We start from the raw sequence: 19,757 nt of genomic DNA on the forward strand, positions 1-19,757 counted from the left end.
ATTTTTAATTGCGTGCTACGCATCTCAGCAAGACGTGACACCAGGGTTGTAACAAACTCTCAGCCACCCAGACGACTACGCAACATGTAGTAAATAACGAAGCCTGCCACCACAAGTCCCCCGCCAAAACGCCGTAAAACGTGGTCCGGAAGATTTGCCAGTGAGAGGATCATTTTTCTCCATGTTTTTGGATAAAGCATCGGCCCCAGACCTTCAAGAACCAAAACTAACGCCAGCGCCAGCCAAATTGTCGAATTCATGTTGAGTGTCTCAGTGCTTCCCTTGCGGAAAATTATACCGGTTTCAGAAAAGACAAAAGGCCCATGAAGGGCCTTTTGGAAATTGCATCAGCAATTATTTGATCTTTTGATCAGGTGACTTCATGAAGCGGAAGAAATCGCTGTCAGGGCTCAACACCATGACGTCGTTACCGCTCTTGAAGCTGGCCTCGTAAGCACGCAGGCTTCGGATGAATGCGTAGAAGTCAGGATCCTGATTGAATGCATCAGCAAACAGTTTCGCCGCTTCGGCATCACCTTCACCGCGGGTGATACGGGCTGTACGTTCAGCTTCAGCCACAGTACGGGTTCTTTCGTAATCCGCAGCTGCCTGAATCTTGGTCGCCTCTTCTTTACCCTGAGAAATGTGACGCAATGCCACCGCATTACGCTCAGCGCGCATACGGTCGTAAATCGCGCTGGACACTTCTTCCGGCAAGTTGATTTGTTTCAGACGGACATCGACAACCTGAATACCCAGCGCTGCCATGCTGTTCGGGTTCACCGCAGGCTGTTTGCCTTTGGTTTCCTGCTCAACACGTTTGGCCGCAGAGGCAATCGCATCATCAGCTTCCGTTGTCGCTTCTGGCTCATCACCTACGCTACCGGTGTTCAGCGCATCACGAACATCCATCGTCAGGCGACCACGGGAATCGGTCACGATGTCTTTCACATCCAGACGACCAATTTCAGAACGCAGACGGTCACTGAATTTACGTTTCAGCAGAATTTCTGCCTGAGACACATCACCACCGCCTGTTGCCAGGTAGTAGCGGCTGAAATCACTGATACGCCATTTCAGGTAAGAATCGACGATTAAGTCTTTCTTCTCGCTGGTTACAAAGCGGTCAGCCTGGTTGTCCATGGTCTGAATACGCGCGTCGAGCATTTTAATGGATTCCACAAATGGAACTTTAAAATGCAGGCCCGGTGCGTACACCAGCGGTTTGTTATCGCTGTCACGCAGGACTTTACCGAAACGCAGCACGATCCCGCGCTGACCTTCCTGAACAACAAACAGTGAGGCATAAAGCGCCACCAGCACCACAACGACGATAAGTAAAAATGACTTACGCATTGTTATTCTCTCCCTACGCGAAGTGTATCGTCACGCTGTGCGTTTGCACGGCGCTGGTCCATGACACTGCCAGACGAACGGGAACTGCTGGTACCGGCACTGCTTTTGCCATTACTGCTGGTTAAACCCGGAACGGAAGGCAACAAACCTGATTCATCATTTTTGCTGGTGTCATTGGCTGCTGCATTGCCGCCACGCAGCATCTGATCCAGCGGTAATACCATCAGGTTATTCCCTTTGTCACTCACCAGAACTTTACGGGTGTGACTGAGGACTTTTTCCATGGTTTCAATATAGAGGCGCTCACGGGTGATTTCCGGCGCGGCTTTATATTCAGGTAACAGTTTGGAGAAACGGGCAACTTCACCCTGTGCTTCCAGAACAGTACGATCTTTATAAGCTTTTGCGTCTTCCAGTAAGCGTTGTGCTTCACCGTTTGCCAGAGGCTGGATCTGGTTCGCGTAAGCTTCTGCTTCACGAATAGACTGTTGCTCTCTTTCACGGGCTGCAATCGCGTTATCGAAGGAAGCTTTCACTTCTTCCGGCGGACGCGCAGTCTGGAAGTTGACGTCCTGAATGGTGATCCCCATTTTGTACGGACGAATAGTTTCTTCCAGTACTCGTTGGGTATCGCTACGCACGGTGGTACGGCCTTCAGTCAGGATTTTATCCATCGTGTATTTACCGATAACGCCACGTAATGCGCTGTCCGTTGCCTGGCTCAGGCTGTCGTCAGGGTTGGCGACGCTGAACAGATAGGCTTCAGGATCCGTCACGCGGTACTGTACGTTCATTTCAACGCGCACCACGTTTTCGTCAGAGGTCAGCATCACGCCAGATGCAGCAAGCTCACGTACCGATTCTACGTTGACTGCGCGGACCTGGTCGACGAAGGTTGGTTTCCAGTTCAGGCCCGGCTCAACCAGATGGCTGAACTTACCAAAACGGGTCACAACGCCACGTTCGGCTTCTTTAATGGTATAGAAACCTGTTGCAGCCCAGATAACCACCACCGCTGCGACCGCGATGCCGGCAATCCGTGTGCCACTCATTCCATGACCGGAACCCGTTGGCGTACCGTTATTATTGCTGCCGTTGTTATTATTGTTGCCTGAACCTTTTCCACCGAAACCACCCAGCTTTTTGCTGAGTTTACGGAAGATATCATCCAGATCAGGTGGCCCCTGATTGCGGCCGCCCTTGTTGTCATTATTTCCACCAGAATTTCCACCAGAGTTGCCGCTATTATTATTGCTGCTGCCCCAGGGGTCGCGGTCCTGTCCGTTATTACCGGGCTGATTCCACGCCATGTTATAGCTCCATTATTCTATGATTGGTGTTCTTCAGGCCAAATCAGACAGGCTCTGGTTGCGGACATAGCTTTCCAGTTCCTGCTCTTGTTTGCAGAGGCGGCGCCAGTCAACGATGGGCATTCGCACCATCAGACCAATACTGCCATCCTCTTCAATCCATTCTTTTTCAATTGCCTGAAGCTGGTAAAAACGGCTACGAAGGCGGCCTGCTTCCGGCGGCAAGCACAATTCATGCTGCGCGATTTCGCCAGAGAGTCGCTCCGTTAATGCCAGAAAAAGCAACGGAATGCCTTCACCTGTCACGGCTGATAGCCAAACTCTGACAGGTAAATTCTCCTCGTTGCGGTCGATACGCGGGACAAAATCATCCAGCATATCTATTTTATTCATCACTAACAGCGCAGGAATTTCATCTGCTTCGATCTCTGCCAGCACCGTATTCACCGCGTCAATATTCTCCTGAACACGGATGTCCGCTGCATCAATAACATGTAATAACAGAGATGCCTGTCGGGTTTCCTGCAACGTTGCTTTAAAGGCCGCAACCAAATCATGGGGCAGGTGACGAATAAACCCTACGGTGTCCGCCAAAACTGTCTCCCCGACATCTGCCACCATAATGCGGCGCAGCGTAGGATCGAGCGTAGCAAACAACTGATTGGCCACATAAACATCGGCCTGAGTAACACGGTTAAAGAGTGTGGACTTCCCGGCGTTGGTATATCCAACCAAAGACACCGTCGGAATATCCGCACGAACGCGTGAACGGCGACCCTGTTCACGCTGCTTAGCCACTTTTTCAAGACGGCTGAGGATTAAAGTGATTCTGTCGCGCAATAAACGGCGGTCAGTTTCGAGCTGGGTTTCACCCGGACCACGTGCGCCAATACCGCCGCCCTGTCGTTCAAGGTGCGTCCAGCCGCGAACCAGTCGGGTAGCAATGTGGCGTAATTGCGCCAGTTCTACTTGTAACTTACCTTCGTGTGTTCGGGCCCGCTGGGCAAAAATATCTAATATCAATCCGGTGCGGTCGACAACGCGACATTCGCATAAGGCTTCCAGGTTTCTTTCCTGGCCGGGGGACAAGGCGTGATCAAACAGGATGACAGAGGCGCCCGTTGCTTTGACGGCATCTGCGATTTCTTGGGCCTTTCCTTCACCGACAAAGTATTTTGGGTGCGGTGCCTTACGGCTCCCGGTGACGACTTGCAACGCCTCTACACCTGCAGAAGAAACCAGCGATTCAAATTCGCTCAGGTCTTCCGTGTCTTTGTCTTGCGAGAAATAGATATGAACCAGTACGGCCTGCTCACCGGCTTCATAACGGTCAAACAAGCTTGCGACCTCTCATTTGGGAAAAATTCGCCAGCCGGGGGTACATAAGCATAATCGGAATACTTATGAACCCCTTCGTGGTTGACCAACGTTGCGCTTTATTCAGCGTCATCGTTTTCCTGCTGCGGCTGTTGCGCAGACGGAGTACTACCTTGGTGATAATTGCTAGTGCTGCCCGAACCTGGATTATTGCTATGGTGTGACACCGGGCGGGAAGGCACTACGGTGGAGATAGCGTGTTTATACACCATCTGGCTTACCGTATTTTTTAACAGAATGACAAACTGGTCAAAAGACTCAATCTGGCCTTGCAGCTTAATACCATTCACCAAGTAAATAGAAACCGGAACACGTTCACGACGCAATGCGTTCAGGAACGGATCTTGCAAAGATTGCCCCTTAGCCATTCTATCTTTTCCTTATTAGTTTGTTGTTTGTAACTTTGAGCCTATCGGCTCGAAAATAAATCACATAAAAAATTTGCGCGCTGAGTACTCATCAATTGTACACAATCACCCAACCTATGCACTAACAACCTGAATTACACGGTTTAAGGCCTCTTCTGGCTTCTCAGAATCGAGCCATTCGACACCCTCCCAACCCCGCAACCAGGTCATCTGACGTTTGGCCAGCTGTCGTGTCGCGCAAACACCACGATAAACCATTTCATCGTAATCGAATTCACCAGAAAGATATGACCACATCTGGCGATAGCCTACACAGCGAATAGAAGGCAAATCGGTATGCAAATCGCCCCGAGCTATCAGCGTCTTGACTTCATCTTCAAAACCATTGGACAACATCTGACTAAAACGTTCCTCGATCCGCGTATGTAATAATTCACGGCGGGTCGGTGCAATCGCAAACTGATGAACGCGATAGGGCAATGTTTCACCCGAAATTTTAGTCAGTTCCGTTAAAGTTTTACCCGAAATAAAAAAAACTTCCAGTGCTCTGGACAGTCTCTGCGGATCATTCGGATGAATTCGCATTGCCGCCACGGGATCTATCTCGCGCAATTGGTCATGAAGTGCTTCCCAACCCTGCTCCGCCGCCTGCTTTTCGATACGTTCACGAACCTCAGGGTCAGCCGGTGGCAGCGGGGAAAGTCCTTCAAGCAATGCCTTGAAATAAAGCATAGTCCCACCTACCAATAACGGGATCTTATTGCGTGAGGTTATTTCCGCCATTTCGCGTAATGCGTCGCGACGAAAGTCAGCGGCGGAATAAGCCTCGGCCGGATCCAGAATGTCGATCAGGCGGTGCGGCGCCTGCGCCAGTTCTTCCGCCGTCGGCTTGGCTGTGCCGATATCCATCCCACGATAGATTAAAGCAGAGTCCACGCTGACTAACTCAACAGGAAGATGGTTCATCAGCGACATCGCAAGTGCCGTTTTACCGGATGCGGTCGGCCCCATAATAAAAATCGCCGGGGGTGCGGAGTTTTTTTCAGAATCAGTCATGCTTAAAAGCCGCCAGCGCGGGCTGTAAATCAAGAGGTTGCAGAAGTCCGGACGGAGGCGATTTCACCAACTGCGGGCAAAGACGCTCAACATCCGTGAGTAATTGTATAGCTTGTGAAATCGTCCAGACCTCGTGCCCGCAGCCACAGTGGCGGGCAAACCACATGGCTACCGCATCAGAAGTCACCTCCTGCTGAACAGCAAGGTAACCTAACAGATCAGGTATCAACTTTTGTAAATTTTGTTGGCGTAATGGTAAAGGTACCGCGCGAACCGTCACACGATGCGACTCATTGAGCATTTCTAAACCAAAATGCTGCAATAACGACTGATGGCGTACCAGGACAACGGCCTCTTCTTTACTCACATTCAGTTTCAGCGGGATCAAAAGCGGCTGCGGGCGTAACCCTTCTTCCGGAGGCGTCAGCTGCGCCCATTTAAGCCAGCGATCGGCCACCGGCAATGACAGCAGCACCAGCTGTTTGCCATGCTCAAGCAAGGCATATTCCGTCGAACAGACCGTCAGTACCCGTCCGAAACTCTGGCTGTGTGATTCCAGCGCTGGTTCAGCCAGTGTACGGGCCGCAGTTGCAGCAGGCTTAGTGGGCTGTGTCGCGACCGGCGAAGGTTCCTGTAAAGAAAATAACTCAGGGGCGGACTGCAACAAACGCCCGTAAGCCTTGCTTTCAGAAGGATTATAAGCCGGTTCATTGCTGCGAAAAACGGCTTCGCGTGGCTGGCTGGCACGTGCCGTTTCAGGAAACACATTTTCACGCGGCGCGCTGTTTTCACGTTCACGCACGGGTGATGATTTACGTTCTGCCGGTTGCGAGAAATGGTTTCCGCCCGCGGCCTGACGGTTTTCCTGCTGCCAGCGCGGCGTATCCTCCTGCAACTGCGGTTCATCCAGCACAGGCGCACCCGCCTGCTGCAATACGGACATCACCGCCTGATAAATAAAATCATGCACCAGCCGTGACTGATGGAAACGCACTTCGTGTTTTGCCGGATGCACATTCACATCCACCTGATGCGGATCGACATCCAGATAAAGTACATACGCGGGCTGCTGATCGTCTTTCAGCTGATCCTGATATGCCTGGCGGATCGCGTGATTTATCAGACGATCTTTCATCATGCGGTTATTCACGTAGCAATACTGCATGTCCGTCAGGTTGCGCGAACCAGCCGGATCCGCCACCCAACCGCGTATCGCCAAATCGCCGTGACTCCATTCCACTTCCAGCGCGTGCTCGACAAACGTCGGGCTGCAAATGCTCGCCAGACGGCGGGAAAACTGCGAGGGATCTTTGACCGCGCGATACTGACGAATGAGTTTGCCGTTGTGGCTGAGATTGACGGACACGTCAAAGCGCGCCAGCGCAATCCGGCGGACGACTTCATCAATATGAGTAAATTCGGTTTTTTCGGTGCGCATGAACTTGCGGCGGGCGGGTGTGTTGTAGAACAAATCCAGCACTTCCACGGTCGAGCCCTGCGGATGCGCCGCCGGTTTGACCGTGACCGCCATATCGCGCCCTTCGGCGTAGGCCTGCCAGGCCTCGTTTTGTTCAGCCGTGCGTGATGTCAGGATAAGGCGCGAAACTGAGCTGATACTCGCCAGCGCTTCGCCGCGAAAGCCAAGACTGAGAATAGCTTCGAGATCGTCAAGACAGGTGATTTTACTGGTGGCATGACGCGCCAGCGCCAGAGCCAGATCGTCTTTGCTAATCCCGCAGCCATTATCGCGAATGCGGATAAGCTTGGCACCACCGCGATCGATATCAATGTCGATGCGCGTAGCGCCCGCATCAAGGCTGTTTTCCACCAGCTCTTTCACCACGGAAGCCGGCCTTTCGACAACTTCGCCCGCTGCTATCTGGTTAGCAAGTTGCGGCGGCAGTACCTTGATCGGCATAGCGGCTCCTGTGGCTGGCGGTCATAAACCGCCCTTAAGTCTGTGGAATAGTTAAGGTTTGGCCGAGCTGTACCTCGCCAGACTTCATGTGATTTGCGGTTTTGATGTCATTCATACTGACACCATATTTACTCGCGATTGCCGACAACGTATCACCACGTTTAACCGTATGTTTTGACGGTTTCTTCGTGGCTTTTGCCGTTGTTCCTGAAGATGTGCGGGTGCCCGCTGGCACTTTCAATCTCTGGCCGACCCAGACGCCGTCTTTTTTCAGTTTATTGAGGTCACGCAGCGCCGCATTGGTCGTGCCATAGCTGTTCGCGATGCCGGTCAGCGTTTCGCCACGGGTCACTTTATGGATCTGCGTGGCACCAGCTGCACCAGCGGTCACTTCAATCGGCCCCGGCTGACGGGTCGTCGTACTGGCTACCGCGCTACTGTCTGCCGCCGCTGCTGATGACGCCAGCAGCGGGCGGTTTTCGACCTTTGGGCCGTTTTGTATCGGATGCGACTGGAAATAATTACGCAGACCGATGTGAATGGCCCTCGCAATTTTATCCTGGTACGCGCTGCTGCCCAGCAGCCGCTCCTCAGTTGAGTTACTGATAAAGCCGGTTTCCACCAGCAGGGAAGGAATATCCGGCGAGCGCAATACACCTAAACTGGCATGTTCGGGTTTCGCTTTATGCAGAGAACCGACGGAGCGCAGTTCTCGCAGAACGCGGGTCGCGACGTCATAACCTACGCGTTGCGAATGCCCGAACTGCAAATCCAGTACCGCCTGACTCAGATAAGGGTCAGATGCGGTATTCGCCAGCACATCGCCCGCGCCGCCGAGCAGTTCGGATTGCTTCTCGTGCTGCTCGAGCCAGTTACCCATTTCGCTGTTGGCACGGCGGTTCGACAGCACCCAGACCGAGGCCCCGCGCGCGCTGCGGCTTGGTGCGGCATCGGCGTGAATGGAAACCAGCACGTTGGCGTTTTTCTTACGCGCAACGTCGGAACGTCCCATCACAGAAATGAAGTAATCCCCGTCGCGGGTTAATACCGGCTGGAACATCGGATCCGCATTCAGAATTGCCTGTAATTTGCGGGCGATAGCGATGGTGACATTCTTTTCTTTCAGACCGCCCCCGCCGATAGCACCGGGATCCTGCCCGCCGTGACCGGCATCAATCGCGACAATGATTTTGCTGTCGCTGGTGCTGACGGTTGAGGAACGCGAGTTATCGGGTGCGACGGTCGTGGAAACCACTTTGGTCTGATCGTTGGTAAACGGATTAGATTTAGAGGATGGTGTGACCGTTTTGCCTGCATTAGGCGAAGGCGTATTGGTCGCCGTTACCACCGGTGCAGTAAGACGCGGCGCAGGTGCGGCGGCATTCATGGTCAGCACAACCGTGTACTGGCTGCCGTCTTTTTGTTTCGTCGCGTTGGTTCTGACTTTCTGATTCAGCTCAAACACCAGACGCTGACTCTGTGCATTAGGCGGAGTACTGGCACGCACACGCGTGACCAGATTCTGACCGTTAAAATTCAGCGGCAACCCCTTCATCACGCCGTCCTGGCGGATATCCATCACCACACGTTCAGGATTATGCAGCGGGAAAAAGGAGTAATCCGGCGAGCCGTCAAATGTAATGGTGACTGTCGACTGCGTCTGCCCGTTGGAAACATTGATGTTTTTCATGCCCGCCGCAAAAACCGGCGAGGCCAGTACAGCAAATAACATCAGCGCCGACGTTAATAGAGAGGTAAAACGTGAATTCATCGCGTGATCATCCTTGCTGTTGAACACGATGCAGCAAATTTATGCCAGATTCAGAAACAGCAACCAGCTTCGCAGTGCGCCCGGTCTGGGAATAATCCAGCGTCAGTTCAATATCCGGTTCGGGTAACACGCCTGCGCCCTGCTGCGGCCATTCCACCAGACAAATGGCGTCCTGTGCGAAATAATCGCGGATCCCCATAAACTCCAGTTCTTCCGGGTCAGCAAGACGGTATAAATCAAAATGATAGACGGCAAACGTTTCCAGCTGATAAGGCTCAACCAGCGTATAAGTCGGGCTTTTCACATTGCCCTGATGCCCCAATGCCTGAAGAAATCCCCGGCTAAAGGTTGTTTTACCGGCTCCCAAATCGCCATAAAGATGGATAACCGTTGAGCCTTCGCAGGCTTTCGCCAGAGAAGCACCTAGTTGCAGCGTTGCCGCTTCGTCGGGTAAAGAGATATTAAGTTGATTCATTCAGTGATATCTATTTCTTCAGGTCTGGATTAACTAACGGGGCAATCACCGCTAAAAGATCAGTTGCCAGCATACCGCGCGTTCCCTGCCGGTGGGCAATTTCGTCTGCGGCAGCGCCATGTACTACTGAACCCGCGCAGGCCGCATCAAATACATTAAGTTTCTGAGCCAGCAATCCGCCAATGATACCAGAAAGCACGTCGCCCATACCGCCGGATGCCATTCCGGCATTGCCGACATCCGCCACTGCCATTTCGCCCTGTTCACTGGCAATCAGACTGCCTGCCCCTTTGAGCACCACCACGCCGCCATAACGCGCCGTGAGTTTCTGCGCCGAAAGTAAGCGGTCACTCTCAATTTCCTTCACGCTGCAACCGAGTAAACGGGCCGCCTCGCCAGGATGAGGCGTCAGTACACGATTTTGCCGTTTCCGCGGATTGATTGCCAGCAGGTTAAGCGCATCCGCATCCCATAAGGCCGGTTTATCCCACTTTGCTGCGCGATCCACCGCCTGTTTACCCCATTCTTTCTGGCCTAAACCGGGACCGATCACTAACACATCCGCCCATTCAAGCCCTTCTTCGAGCGATTCTGCGGTCAGCTCCTGCACCATCAGCTCAGGTCTGGCCGTCAGTAACGGACCGGCATGTTCTTTGTGAGTGAGTACTCGCACCAGTCCGGCACCAGTACGCAAAGCAGCTTCCGACGCCATACGGATCGCACCGGCAAAACCGGTATCGCCGCCCACCACCAGCAAACGTCCGTGCTCACCTTTATGAGAGCACGGGCGGCGCGGATGCAACCATTGACCAAGCTGTGAAGCGTCAAGCCGCTGTAATGCCGCAACATGCCCGCCCAGCCAGCTTTCCAGCCCTAGCGCATCACAATGTAATTTGCCGGTGTAATCGCGTGCCTGACCGGTCAGTAAACCAGGTTTAAGGGCAATGAAACTGACGGTATGCGTGGCGTGTACCGCCTTCCCCGCTGTCTGACCGGTCTGCGCGTCAAGACCCGAAGGAATATCTAAAGAGATAACAGGCAAAGACGCCGAGTTAATGGCAGTAATCAGGGAATCATAAGGTGCGCGCGGCGCAGAGGACAAGCCGGTGCCAAGCAGACCATCGATAATCAGATCGGTGTCGTGCGGCCACACTGATCCGGCAGAACTGATAGCTCCGCCACCTTTCAGCCAGCCCTTCCGCGCCGTCTCTGCCTCTTCTGGCAAGGGTTTATTGCCTTCCACGGCCAGCAGGGTCACGCGTATTCCGGCGGTTTTCGCCAGACGGGCGATTTCAAAACCGTCGCCGCCGTTATTGCCATGACCACATAAAATCAGCCAGTGACGCGTCTGCGGAAACTCACGCTGCGCCAGCAAAAACGCGGCTTTTGCCGCACGTTGCATCAGTGTAAACAGAGAAATCCCCGTTTCCTGCGCGGCCAGACGTTCAGCTTGTCGCAGCCAGTCAGCAGAAAACACGGAATGTGGTAAACTCGCCTCGTTTCGTTTTTCACGTTGGTTCGTCATGACACTCCCTCTCGATCTCGTTCAACTGGCTCAACATATCAAGCAATGGGGCCAATCGCTAGGCTTCCAGCAGGTTGGCATCTGCGATACAGACTTATCTGTCGAAGAGCCCAAACTTCAAGACTGGCTTGATAAACAATATCATGGCGAGATGGACTGGATGGCACGCCACGGCATGCTACGCGCCCGTCCGCATGAGTTATTGCCCGGCACATTGCGGGTGATCAGCGTGCGCATGAACTATCTGCCCGCCAAAGCCGCCTTTGCCAAAACCCTGAATAATCCGCAACTCGGTTACGTCAGCCGATACGCCCTGGGGCGCGACTATCACAAAGTGTTGCGCCAGCGGTTAAAAAAACTGGGCGACATGATCCAGGCGCATTGTACAGAGCACGCGGACCCGACCGTCACCTTCCGCCCTTTTGTGGATTCCGCACCGGTGATGGAACGCCCGCTGGCCGCAAAAGCCGGTCTTGGTTGGGTTGGTAAACACTCACTTATTCTTAACCGTGAATCCGGTTCGTGGTTCTTTCTCGGCGAACTGCTGATTGATTTACCGCTGCCTGTCGATCAGCCGCAGGAAGAAAAGTGCGGAAAGTGCGTGGCCTGCATCACCACCTGCCCGACCGGCGCCATCGTCGCGCCTTATACCGTTGATGCCCGCCGCTGTATTTCCTATCTGACGATTGAACTGGAAGGAGCAATACCGGAAGAATTCCGGCCTCTGATGGGTAACCGCATCTACGGCTGCGATGACTGTCAGCTGATCTGCCCGTGGAATCGTTATTCACAACTAACTGATGAAGAAGACTTTAGTCCCCGCGCCGCACTGCATGCGCCGGAGCTGATTACTTTGTTTGGCTGGACGGAAGAGAAGTTTTTACGCATTACGGAAGGATCACCGATACGGCGTATCGGACATTTGCGCTGGCTGCGCAATATTGCGGTGGCGTTGGGCAATGCGCCCTACTCGCAGGAAGTGATGGATTCTCTGCATTTACGCGAAGGGGAAAATGCGCTGCTGGATGAACATATCAGCTGGGCTATCGCGCAACAGGTAGAAAGAAGAAAGGAACATCGTGTCGAAGTGCAAACATTACAGCAGAAACGGCTGATCCGTGCGGTGGAAAAAGGTTTGCCAAGGGATGCATAACATTTCCCTGAAGACTATGATCCGTATTGCATAATTTTCTGTGCATAAAAATAAAAATGCTTTGCCAATCAAGTGCAAAAAAAAGAGCAAGAGATCGTCATAACGTTTCGCTATAAATTTATTTATATTTAAATCAATAGGTTAAATTTTGGCAATATGGCAGGCGCAAAAAACAGACAGTCTAAAAAAACAACTAAACCTGTGGATAAGTCTGTTTAAAAAAATAATACAAACCGTGTAATGATTGTTTCATTCGCGCACGAAATATGCACCAGAAAGGCATAAAGAAATGATTTTGTATTGAAGAAGAAAATTGGAGCGGGAAACGAGACTCGAACTCGCGACCCCGACCTTGGCAAGGTCGTGCTCTACCAACTGAGCTATTCCCGCGTCGCATGGCACTGCATTTTTTACATCTTAAATCTTTAAATCTGCACAACTTAAAAATTTGGAGCGGGAAACGAGACTCGAACTCGCGACCCCGACCTTGGCAAGGTCGTGCTCTACCAACTGAGCTATTCCCGCGTCGCATGGCACTGCATTTTTTACATCTTAAATCTTTAAATCTGCACAACTTAAAAATTTGGAGCGGGAAACGAGACTCGAACTCGCGACCCCGACCTTGGCAAGGTCGTGCTCTACCAACTGAGCTATTCCCGCGTCGCATGGCACTGCATTTTTTACATCTTAAATCTTTAAATCTGCACAACTTAAAAATTTGGAGCGGGAAACGAGACTCGAACTCGCGACCCCGACCTTGGCAAGGTCGTGCTCTACCAACTGAGCTATTCCCGCTCTGCGCACTCAATGAAATTCTTCATCGGTACGGGGTGCGCATTATACGAGAAATCCTTTCTGCCGCAAGCCCCTGAAAGCAAAAAAATGAATTTTTCGTTCAAGTGCCGATTAAACCATCAAACCGGTGATTTAATCAGCGAAACACGGTGATTTCGTGTCCCGTATGCCTTTTTAAAGCTTTTTAAAATAAATCGCCTAAATCATTCGAATTGCAGGAAGGCGGCAAACTCATTGATCCCGATGAGCTGACATCGGTCAGTGATGCGGGTGAGAGAGTGCAGCCAACGCATCTGCAGCTTGAAGGATGACGGAGATTAAAGATTAATAAAGTGTTCGCGGTAATAGGCTAACTCGGCCACGGATTCACGGATATCGTCCAGCGCCTGATGAGTATTCTGCTTCTTAAACCCGCCCAGCACTTCCGGCTTCCAGCGACGCGCCAGTTCTTTGAGCGTGCTGACGTCCAGATAGCGGTAATGGAAATACTGTTCCAGCTCCGGCATATACTTAAACAGGAAACGTCTGTCCTGCCCCACGCTGTTGCCACAAATCGGCGATTTACCCGCCGGAACCCACTCACGCAGGAACTCGATGGTTTTAAGCTGTGCCTCATTGTCATCAAACGGGCTGGCTTTTACGCGTTCAACCAGACCGCTGCCGGTATGCGTGCGCACATTCCAGTCATCCATCAGCGCCAGCTGAGCATCAGACTGATGTACCGCCATCACCGGCCCTTCGGCCAGAATGTTCAGATGCGCGTCGGTTACCAGCGTCGCAATCTCGATAATACGGTCACGTTCAGGATCCAGACCGGTCATTTCCAGGTCGATCCAAATTAAGTTCGAGTCATTTGCAGCCATGATGTGTCCTGTTACAAAGTAGAGAGTTGACGGAGATCTCCGTCATTCGGGCATTTAATATAAAATAGCTGGTATCATAGTCGTTTTGGTCGCACCGAGCGATTAAAGCCAGTCAAGTGAGGCGCAGTGACTAAGTCAAAACTGTCTAAAGGGCAACAACGTCGCGTTCAGACTAACCATCAGCGTCGTCTGACACAGACCGACAAACGGAAAGAGCTGGACGATTCTCTGCATGGCGAACCGCAGGACGGCGTTGTCATCAGCCGTTTCGGGATGCATGCGGACGTTGAAGCGGCCGACGGCAGCCAGCACCGTTGCAATATCCGCCGTACCATCCGTTCTCTGGTTACCGGTGACCGCGTTGTATGGCGCGCCGGGGAAAACACCAGTGTGAAAGGTATCGTCGAGGCGGTACACGAACGTACGTCCGTTCTGACCCGCCCAGATTTCTATGATGGCGTAAAACCCATTGCCGCGAACATTGACCAGATTGTCATTGTTTCCGCCATTCTGCCGGAACTGTCGCTTAATATTATCGACCGTTATCTGGTGGCGTGCGAAACCGTTGAAGTTGAGCCGCTGATTGTGCTCAACAAAATCGATCTGCTGGACGACGAAGGCCGCAAATTCGTTCAGGGCATGATGGATATCTACCGCAATATCAATTACCGCGTGCTTGAAGTTTCGAGCCAGACCGGCGAAGGCATGCCCGCGTTTGAAAAGGCGCTGACTGACCGCATCAGTATTTTCGCGGGTCAGTCCGGTGTGGGAAAATCGAGCTTGCTGAACGCCCTTCTGCCACCGGATGAAAAACAAATTGTGGTGAATGAAGTTTCTGATAACTCAGGTCTGGGCCAGCACACCACCACCGCCGCGCGTCTGTATCACTTCCAGCATGGCGGCGATGTTATCGACTCCCCGGGTGTGCGTGAATTTGGTCTGTGGCACCTCGCGCCAGAGCAAATCACACAGGGCTTTGTCGAATTCCGTCCTTTCCTCGGCTACTGTAAATTCCGCGACTGCAAACACGGCAGTGATCCGGGCTGCGCAATCCGTGACGCCGTAGACCGTGGCGAAATTGCCGAAGAACGTTTCGACAACTACCATCGTATTCTGGAAAGCATGGAAGACGTAAAAACGCGTAAAAACTTTGACGCGCTTTAATGCTAATTAATTGAATTAACATGTTAATGGCAAACGGCTGAAGTTAACGGAAGTTGAACCGTTGATTTCACCCCGTTACAATCCCCCGCCATACAACACTGCGTGACCCTGAACAGGATTCAGGGTTTCCTGCAAAATGGCCGGTAACGCCGGTCATTCATACCATCCAAGAGGTTTTCCCCGTGCTGGACAGTATCAAAATCAAACTTCAATACTTACTTCCTAAACAAGGACTGACCCGTCTTGCAGGCTGGGGCGCAGATAAACGTGCCGCCACGCTGACCCATTGGGTGATCAAAGCGTTTGCACGTTTTTATAACGTCGACATGAAAGAAGCACAAAATCCGGATCTGAAATCTTACGCGACATTCAATGAATTCTTCGTCCGTCCGCTGCGCGATGGCGCACGTCCGGTGGTCAGTGGTCTGGACATGCTTTGCCTGCCTGCCGACGGCGCAGTCAGCCAGTTAGGCGCCATTACCGAGGGTAAACTGTTCCAGGCAAAAGGCCATTTCTACAGTTTAGAAGCGCTGCTGGCGGGTAACTATCTGCTGGCTGAGCAGTTCAAAGACGGCCAGTTCGCCACCATTTATCTGGCACCGCGCGATTATCACCGTGTGCATATGCCGTGCGACGGCGTGCTGCGTGAAATGATTTATGTGCCGGGCGATTTGTTCTCTGTGAACCCGCTGACCGCCGCTAACGTGCCGAATCTCTTTGCCCGTAACGAACGCGTCATCTGCGTCTTTGATACTGAATTTGGCCCGATGGTGCAGATTCTGGTCGGTGCCACGATTGTCGGCAGTATCGAAACCGTCTGGGCTGGTTGCGTCACGCCGCCGCGCGAAGGCATCATCAAGCGCTGGACCTATCCGGCTGTGGGTGAGGAAGGTGCCATCGCGCTGGAAAAAGGTCAGGAAATGGGCCGCTTTAAACTGGGCTCCACCGTGATCAACCTGTTTGCCGCCCATCAGACTCGCTTTATGCCCAATCTGAAAAACGGCACCGTCACCCGCATGGGGGAACCGTTCGCCGAAGCCCTGCGTACACCCGCCGCAGCTACAGCGGAACCGGTAGTCGCTGAGCCCGTCGTTACAGCAGCAGAACCCGTAGTCGCGAAACCGGTGGTCACAGAAGCGCCTGTCACACCAGAAACACCGGCAGGTATGGCCACAGCAGAACCACAAGCGCCTAAAGATTACTGAGTTCAGACTGAACAGACATAAAGAACTTAAGAAAAGGATGTGACCGAGTGCGCCTGATCCCCGCCTTGCTGATGAGTTTATTGCTGTCCCTGCCATTGATGGCGGGTGCAGCGCCGACTGAAGATCAGCTCAAACAGGAACTGAAACAGGCGGAAGCCAACAAAGAAATGGCCAATCAGACACAGGTGGTTGAGGCGCTGCAAAGCGCGCTCAACTGGCTGAATGAGGCCAGTGTTTCAGCCGGTCGCACCGAGCAGTACCAAAAGGTCATTGATGACTTTCCGAAACTGACGCAGGCCCTGCGTCAGGAATTACAAAATCAGCCGGAAAAACCGCCGGCGGTTGATGACAACATTCCCACCGCACAGCTCGAGCAGCAAATTCTGCAAGTCAGCAGCCAGCAGTTGGAAGAAACTCGTCAGTTACGCCAGGAACAGGACCGCTCACGCGATATCAGTGATTCTCTCAGCCTGATCCCGCAACAGCAGTCTGAGGCACGCAATGCGCTCGGAGACATTGAGCAGCGGATGCAGGCGGCGACGGCGGCAGCCACGTCGTCCCCTCTCGCACAGGCGCAACTCAGTGCGCTGCAGGCTGAATCCGCCGCACGCAAAGCCAAAGTTGATGAACTCGAGCTGGCTCAGCTTTCTGCCAATAACCGGCAGGAACTGTCGCGGATGCGCACCGATCTCTACAAAAAGCGCGCCGATTATCTGGATCAGCAATTACAGGCCTTACGCAATACGCTGAATAATCAGCGCCAGCGTGAAGCCGAACAGGCACTGGAAAAAACCGAACTGCTGGCCGAGCAGAGTGGCGAACTGCCGCACTCCATCAGCCAGCAGTTGCAGTCCAACCGCGAGTTGTCGCTGGCACTGAATCAGCAGGCGCAGCGGATGGATCTGATTTCCTCCCAGCAGCGCCAGGCTGCCGCACAAACCCAGCAGGTGCGTCAGGCGATCAATACCATCCGCGAACAGGCGCAGTGGCTCGGTGCATCCAATCTTCTGGGAGAAACCCTGCGGGCGCAGGTTTCCCGTCTGCCGGAAATGCCAAAGCCACAACAACTCGACCGCGACATGGGTCAACTGCGCGTTCAGCGTCTGCACTATGAAGATTTACTCGATAAGCAGCCGGTTTACCGTCAGGCGCGGCAGGATGATGGCAAACCGCTGACCGCGGCACAGCAGAAAATTCTTGATGCTCAGCTGCGCACGCAGCGTGATCTGCTCAATTCCCTGCTTTCGGGCTGCGATACCCAAATTCTTGAACTGACCAAACTGAAAGTGGCCAACAGCCAGCTGGTCGAAGCGCTGAATGACGTACACGAGGCGGCGCACCGCTATCTGTTCTGGGTGGCGGACGTCAGCGCTATCGGCATTTCTTATCCGGTACAGGTGGCGCATGACCTGAAACGCCTGGTGTCGCTGGATTCTCTGACCCAGCTTGGCGGCGCTTTCATGATGATGGTCACCAGCAAAGAAACGCTGCTGCCGCTGTTTGGCGCGCTGATCCTGGTGATTATCAGTATCAGTTCCCGCAGGCACTATTACGCATTTCTGGAACGTGCCAGCAGCCGGGTCGGTAAAGTCACGCAGGATCATTTCTCGCTGACCATGCGCACCGTGTTCTGGTCGATTCTGGTGGCGATGCCGCTGCCGGTCTTGTGGGCCGCGCTGGGCTTCGGGCTGCAAAGTGCCTGGCCGTATCCGATAGCGGTAGCGATTGGCGATGGTGTGACCGCCACGCTGCCCATTCTGTGGGCGTTTATGGTCAGCGCCGCGCTGGCACATCCTCAGGGACTGTTTGTCGCGCACTTCGGCTGGCCGCAGCGCGCTGTTTCACGCGCACTGCGCTATTACGCGCTGTCCATCTGGGTGATGGTGCCGCTGATTATGGCGCTGATTACTTTCGATAATCTGAATGACCGCGAATTCTCCAATACCCTCGGGCGGTTGTGCTTCGTCATTCTGTGTCTGGTGGTGGCACTGGTCACGCACAGCCTGAAACGTGCCGGTATCCCGCTGTATCACGATAAAAAGGGCAACAGCGAAAACGTCATCAACAACACTCTGTGGTGGATGCTGCTGGGTGCGCCGATTGTGGCTGCGCTGGCCTCGCTGCTGGGTTATCTGGCAACATCGCAGGCGCTGCTGGCGCGTCTGGAAACGTCGGTCGCTATCTGGTTCGTCCTGCTGGTGATTTATCACATTATCCGCCGCTGGATGCTGATTCAGCGCCGCCGTATCGCTTTTGAGCGCGCCAAACAGCGCCGTGCGGAAATGCTGAATCAGCGCGCCCGTGGCGAAGAAGATGCAAACCACGTCAGCACCAGTAACGAAGGTACGGTAGAAGTGGAAGAGCCGGTGGTCGATCTGGATGCGATCTCCGCGCAATCACTGCGCCTCGTTCGTTCGCTGCTGACGTTAATCGCGTTGATCTCGGTGATCTTCCTGTGGTCGGAGATCCATTCAGCCTTCTCATTCCTGGAGAATATCCACCTGTGGCAGGTTTCTTCCAGCGTGCAGGGCGTCGAGAGCATGCAGCCGATCACGCTGGGATCGGTGTTGATCGCCATACTGGTGCTGATTATCACCACGCAGCTGGTGCGTAATCTGCCCGCATTGCTGGAACTGGCTTTGCTGCAACATCTGGATCTGACGCCGGGCACCGGTTATGCCGTGCTGACCGTGACCAAATACGTGTTGCTGCTGATTGGCGGCCTGACCGGCTTCTCGCTGATCGGCATCGAATGGGCAAAATTACAATGGCTGGTCGCCGCACTCGGTGTCGGGCTGGGCTTTGGTTTGCAGGAGATCTTCGCTAACTTTATTTCCGGCCTGATCATCTTGTTTGAAAAACCGATCCGTATCGGCGATACCGTGACGATCCGTAATCTCACCGGCAGCATCACCAAGATCAACACCCGCGCCACCACGATCGCAGACTGGGACCGCAAAGAGATCATCGTGCCGAACAAGGCCTTTATCACAGAGCAGTTCATCAACTGGTCGCTGTCGGATTCCGTGACCCGTGTGGTGCTGACCGTTCCGGCACCGTCAGAAGCCAACAGCGAAGAAGTGACGGAAATTCTGCTTAATGCGGCGCACCGCTGCTCGCTGGTGCTGGATGTGCCTGCACCGGAAGCTTATCTGGTCGATTTGCAGCAGGGGATCCAGATTTTCGAATTACGTATGCATGCCGCTGAGATGGCGCACCGTATGCCGCTGCGCCATGAAATCCATCAGCTGATCTTGTCCGGATTCCGCGAACACGGCATTACCCTGCCGTTCCCGCCATTCCAGGTGCGTATGGAAACACTGCATCGTGCGCAAAACGGTAATAACGCGACGTTTACCAACAGCAGCGGCAGTGGACGCAGCGGAAACAGCTCGCGCTCACCGGGTGATTTGTAACGGTC

The 19,757-nt window shown here is 53.3% G+C and carries 15 protein-coding genes and 4 tRNA genes; 4 read left to right on the forward strand and 15 right to left on the reverse strand.

The window, feature by feature from the left end:
* Nucleotides 1–59: 59 nt before the first annotated feature.
* The 10 genes from D6C13_RS18645 to nnr form a co-directional block, all read right to left on the reverse strand.
* Complete coding sequence (locus tag D6C13_RS18645; RefSeq protein WP_112286827.1) at nucleotides 60–260, reverse strand: DUF2065 domain-containing protein; 201 nt, start codon at nucleotides 258–260, stop codon at nucleotides 60–62.
* A 94-nt stretch (nucleotides 261–354) separates the two neighbouring features.
* Complete coding sequence (hflC, locus tag D6C13_RS18650) at nucleotides 355–1,356, reverse strand: protease modulator HflC (protein WP_120134183.1); 1,002 nt, start codon at nucleotides 1,354–1,356, stop codon at nucleotides 355–357.
* Nucleotides 1,357–1,358: 2 nt separating this feature from the next.
* Nucleotides 1,359–2,666: an FtsH protease activity modulator HflK gene (gene hflK, locus D6C13_RS18655; RefSeq protein WP_120134184.1), complete on the reverse strand. Its 1,308-nt coding sequence runs from the start codon at nucleotides 2,664–2,666 to the stop codon at nucleotides 1,359–1,361.
* A gap of 33 nt (nucleotides 2,667–2,699) precedes the next feature.
* Complete coding sequence (gene hflX, locus D6C13_RS18660; protein ID WP_120134185.1) at nucleotides 2,700–4,004, reverse strand: ribosome rescue GTPase HflX; 1,305 nt, start codon at nucleotides 4,002–4,004, stop codon at nucleotides 2,700–2,702.
* A gap of 98 nt (nucleotides 4,005–4,102) precedes the next feature.
* Entirely contained in the window at nucleotides 4,103–4,411 is a 309-nt protein-coding gene (hfq, locus tag D6C13_RS18665; protein WP_120134186.1) for an RNA chaperone Hfq, read from the reverse strand.
* Nucleotides 4,412–4,525: 114 nt separating this feature from the next.
* A complete protein-coding gene (gene miaA / locus D6C13_RS18670; protein ID WP_120134187.1) occupies nucleotides 4,526–5,467 on the reverse strand; it encodes a tRNA (adenosine(37)-N6)-dimethylallyltransferase MiaA in 942 nt (313 codons plus the stop codon).
* Nucleotides 5,460–7,385, reverse strand: a complete 1,926-nt coding sequence (mutL, locus tag D6C13_RS18675) for a DNA mismatch repair endonuclease MutL (protein ID WP_120134188.1) — start codon at nucleotides 7,383–7,385, stop codon at nucleotides 5,460–5,462. Before mutL ends, miaA begins: the two co-directional genes overlap by 8 nt.
* 34 nt (nucleotides 7,386–7,419) lie before the next feature.
* Nucleotides 7,420–9,156, reverse strand: a complete 1,737-nt coding sequence (gene amiB, locus D6C13_RS18680; protein ID WP_120134189.1) for an N-acetylmuramoyl-L-alanine amidase AmiB — start codon at nucleotides 9,154–9,156, stop codon at nucleotides 7,420–7,422.
* A gap of 7 nt (nucleotides 9,157–9,163) precedes the next feature.
* Nucleotides 9,164–9,631, reverse strand: a complete 468-nt coding sequence (gene tsaE / locus D6C13_RS18685; protein ID WP_120134190.1) for a tRNA (adenosine(37)-N6)-threonylcarbamoyltransferase complex ATPase subunit type 1 TsaE — start codon at nucleotides 9,629–9,631, stop codon at nucleotides 9,164–9,166.
* Nucleotides 9,632–9,641: 10 nt separating this feature from the next.
* A complete protein-coding gene (nnr, locus tag D6C13_RS18690; RefSeq protein WP_120134191.1) occupies nucleotides 9,642–11,156 on the reverse strand; it encodes a bifunctional ADP-dependent NAD(P)H-hydrate dehydratase/NAD(P)H-hydrate epimerase in 1,515 nt (504 codons plus the stop codon).
* On the opposite strand from nnr, the gene queG reads away from it, so the two are divergent.
* A complete protein-coding gene (gene queG, locus D6C13_RS18695) occupies nucleotides 11,155–12,309 on the forward strand; it encodes a tRNA epoxyqueuosine(34) reductase QueG (RefSeq protein WP_120134192.1) in 1,155 nt (384 codons plus the stop codon). The genes nnr and queG overlap by 2 nt on opposite strands.
* 314 nt (nucleotides 12,310–12,623) lie before the next feature.
* On the opposite strand, the gene D6C13_RS18700 is transcribed toward queG, so the two are convergent.
* The 5 genes from D6C13_RS18700 to orn form a co-directional block, all read right to left on the reverse strand.
* Nucleotides 12,624–12,699: transfer RNA gene (locus D6C13_RS18700), tRNA-Gly, on the reverse strand.
* Between the two features lie 59 nt (nucleotides 12,700–12,758).
* Nucleotides 12,759–12,834 (reverse strand) — tRNA-Gly (locus tag D6C13_RS18705).
* 59 nt (nucleotides 12,835–12,893) lie between these two features.
* A tRNA-Gly gene (locus tag D6C13_RS18710) sits at nucleotides 12,894–12,969 on the reverse strand.
* Between the two features lie 59 nt (nucleotides 12,970–13,028).
* Nucleotides 13,029–13,104 (reverse strand) — tRNA-Gly (locus D6C13_RS18715).
* Between the two features lie 317 nt (nucleotides 13,105–13,421).
* On the reverse strand, nucleotides 13,422–13,967 hold the full coding sequence (orn, locus tag D6C13_RS18720) for an oligoribonuclease (protein WP_120134193.1): 546 nt from the start codon (nucleotides 13,965–13,967) through the stop codon (nucleotides 13,422–13,424).
* Nucleotides 13,968–14,093: 126 nt separating this feature from the next.
* Here orn and rsgA point away from each other — a divergent pair, with 126 nt between their 5' ends.
* The 3 genes from rsgA (at nucleotide 14,094) to mscM (ending at nucleotide 19,752) form a co-directional block, all read left to right on the forward strand.
* On the forward strand, nucleotides 14,094–15,131 hold the full coding sequence (rsgA, locus tag D6C13_RS18725) for a small ribosomal subunit biogenesis GTPase RsgA (protein ID WP_120134194.1): 1,038 nt from the start codon (nucleotides 14,094–14,096) through the stop codon (nucleotides 15,129–15,131).
* Between the two features lie 182 nt (nucleotides 15,132–15,313).
* Complete coding sequence (gene asd, locus D6C13_RS18730; protein WP_120134195.1) at nucleotides 15,314–16,336, forward strand: archaetidylserine decarboxylase; 1,023 nt, start codon at nucleotides 15,314–15,316, stop codon at nucleotides 16,334–16,336.
* A gap of 47 nt (nucleotides 16,337–16,383) precedes the next feature.
* A complete protein-coding gene (gene mscM, locus D6C13_RS18735; protein ID WP_120134196.1) occupies nucleotides 16,384–19,752 on the forward strand; it encodes a miniconductance mechanosensitive channel MscM in 3,369 nt (1,122 codons plus the stop codon).
* The last annotated feature ends 5 nt before the right edge of the window (nucleotides 19,753–19,757 follow it).

It is taken from the genome of Rahnella woolbedingensis, assembly GCF_003602095.1.
GTDB classification, from domain to species: Bacteria; Pseudomonadota; Gammaproteobacteria; order Enterobacterales; family Enterobacteriaceae; genus Rahnella; species Rahnella woolbedingensis.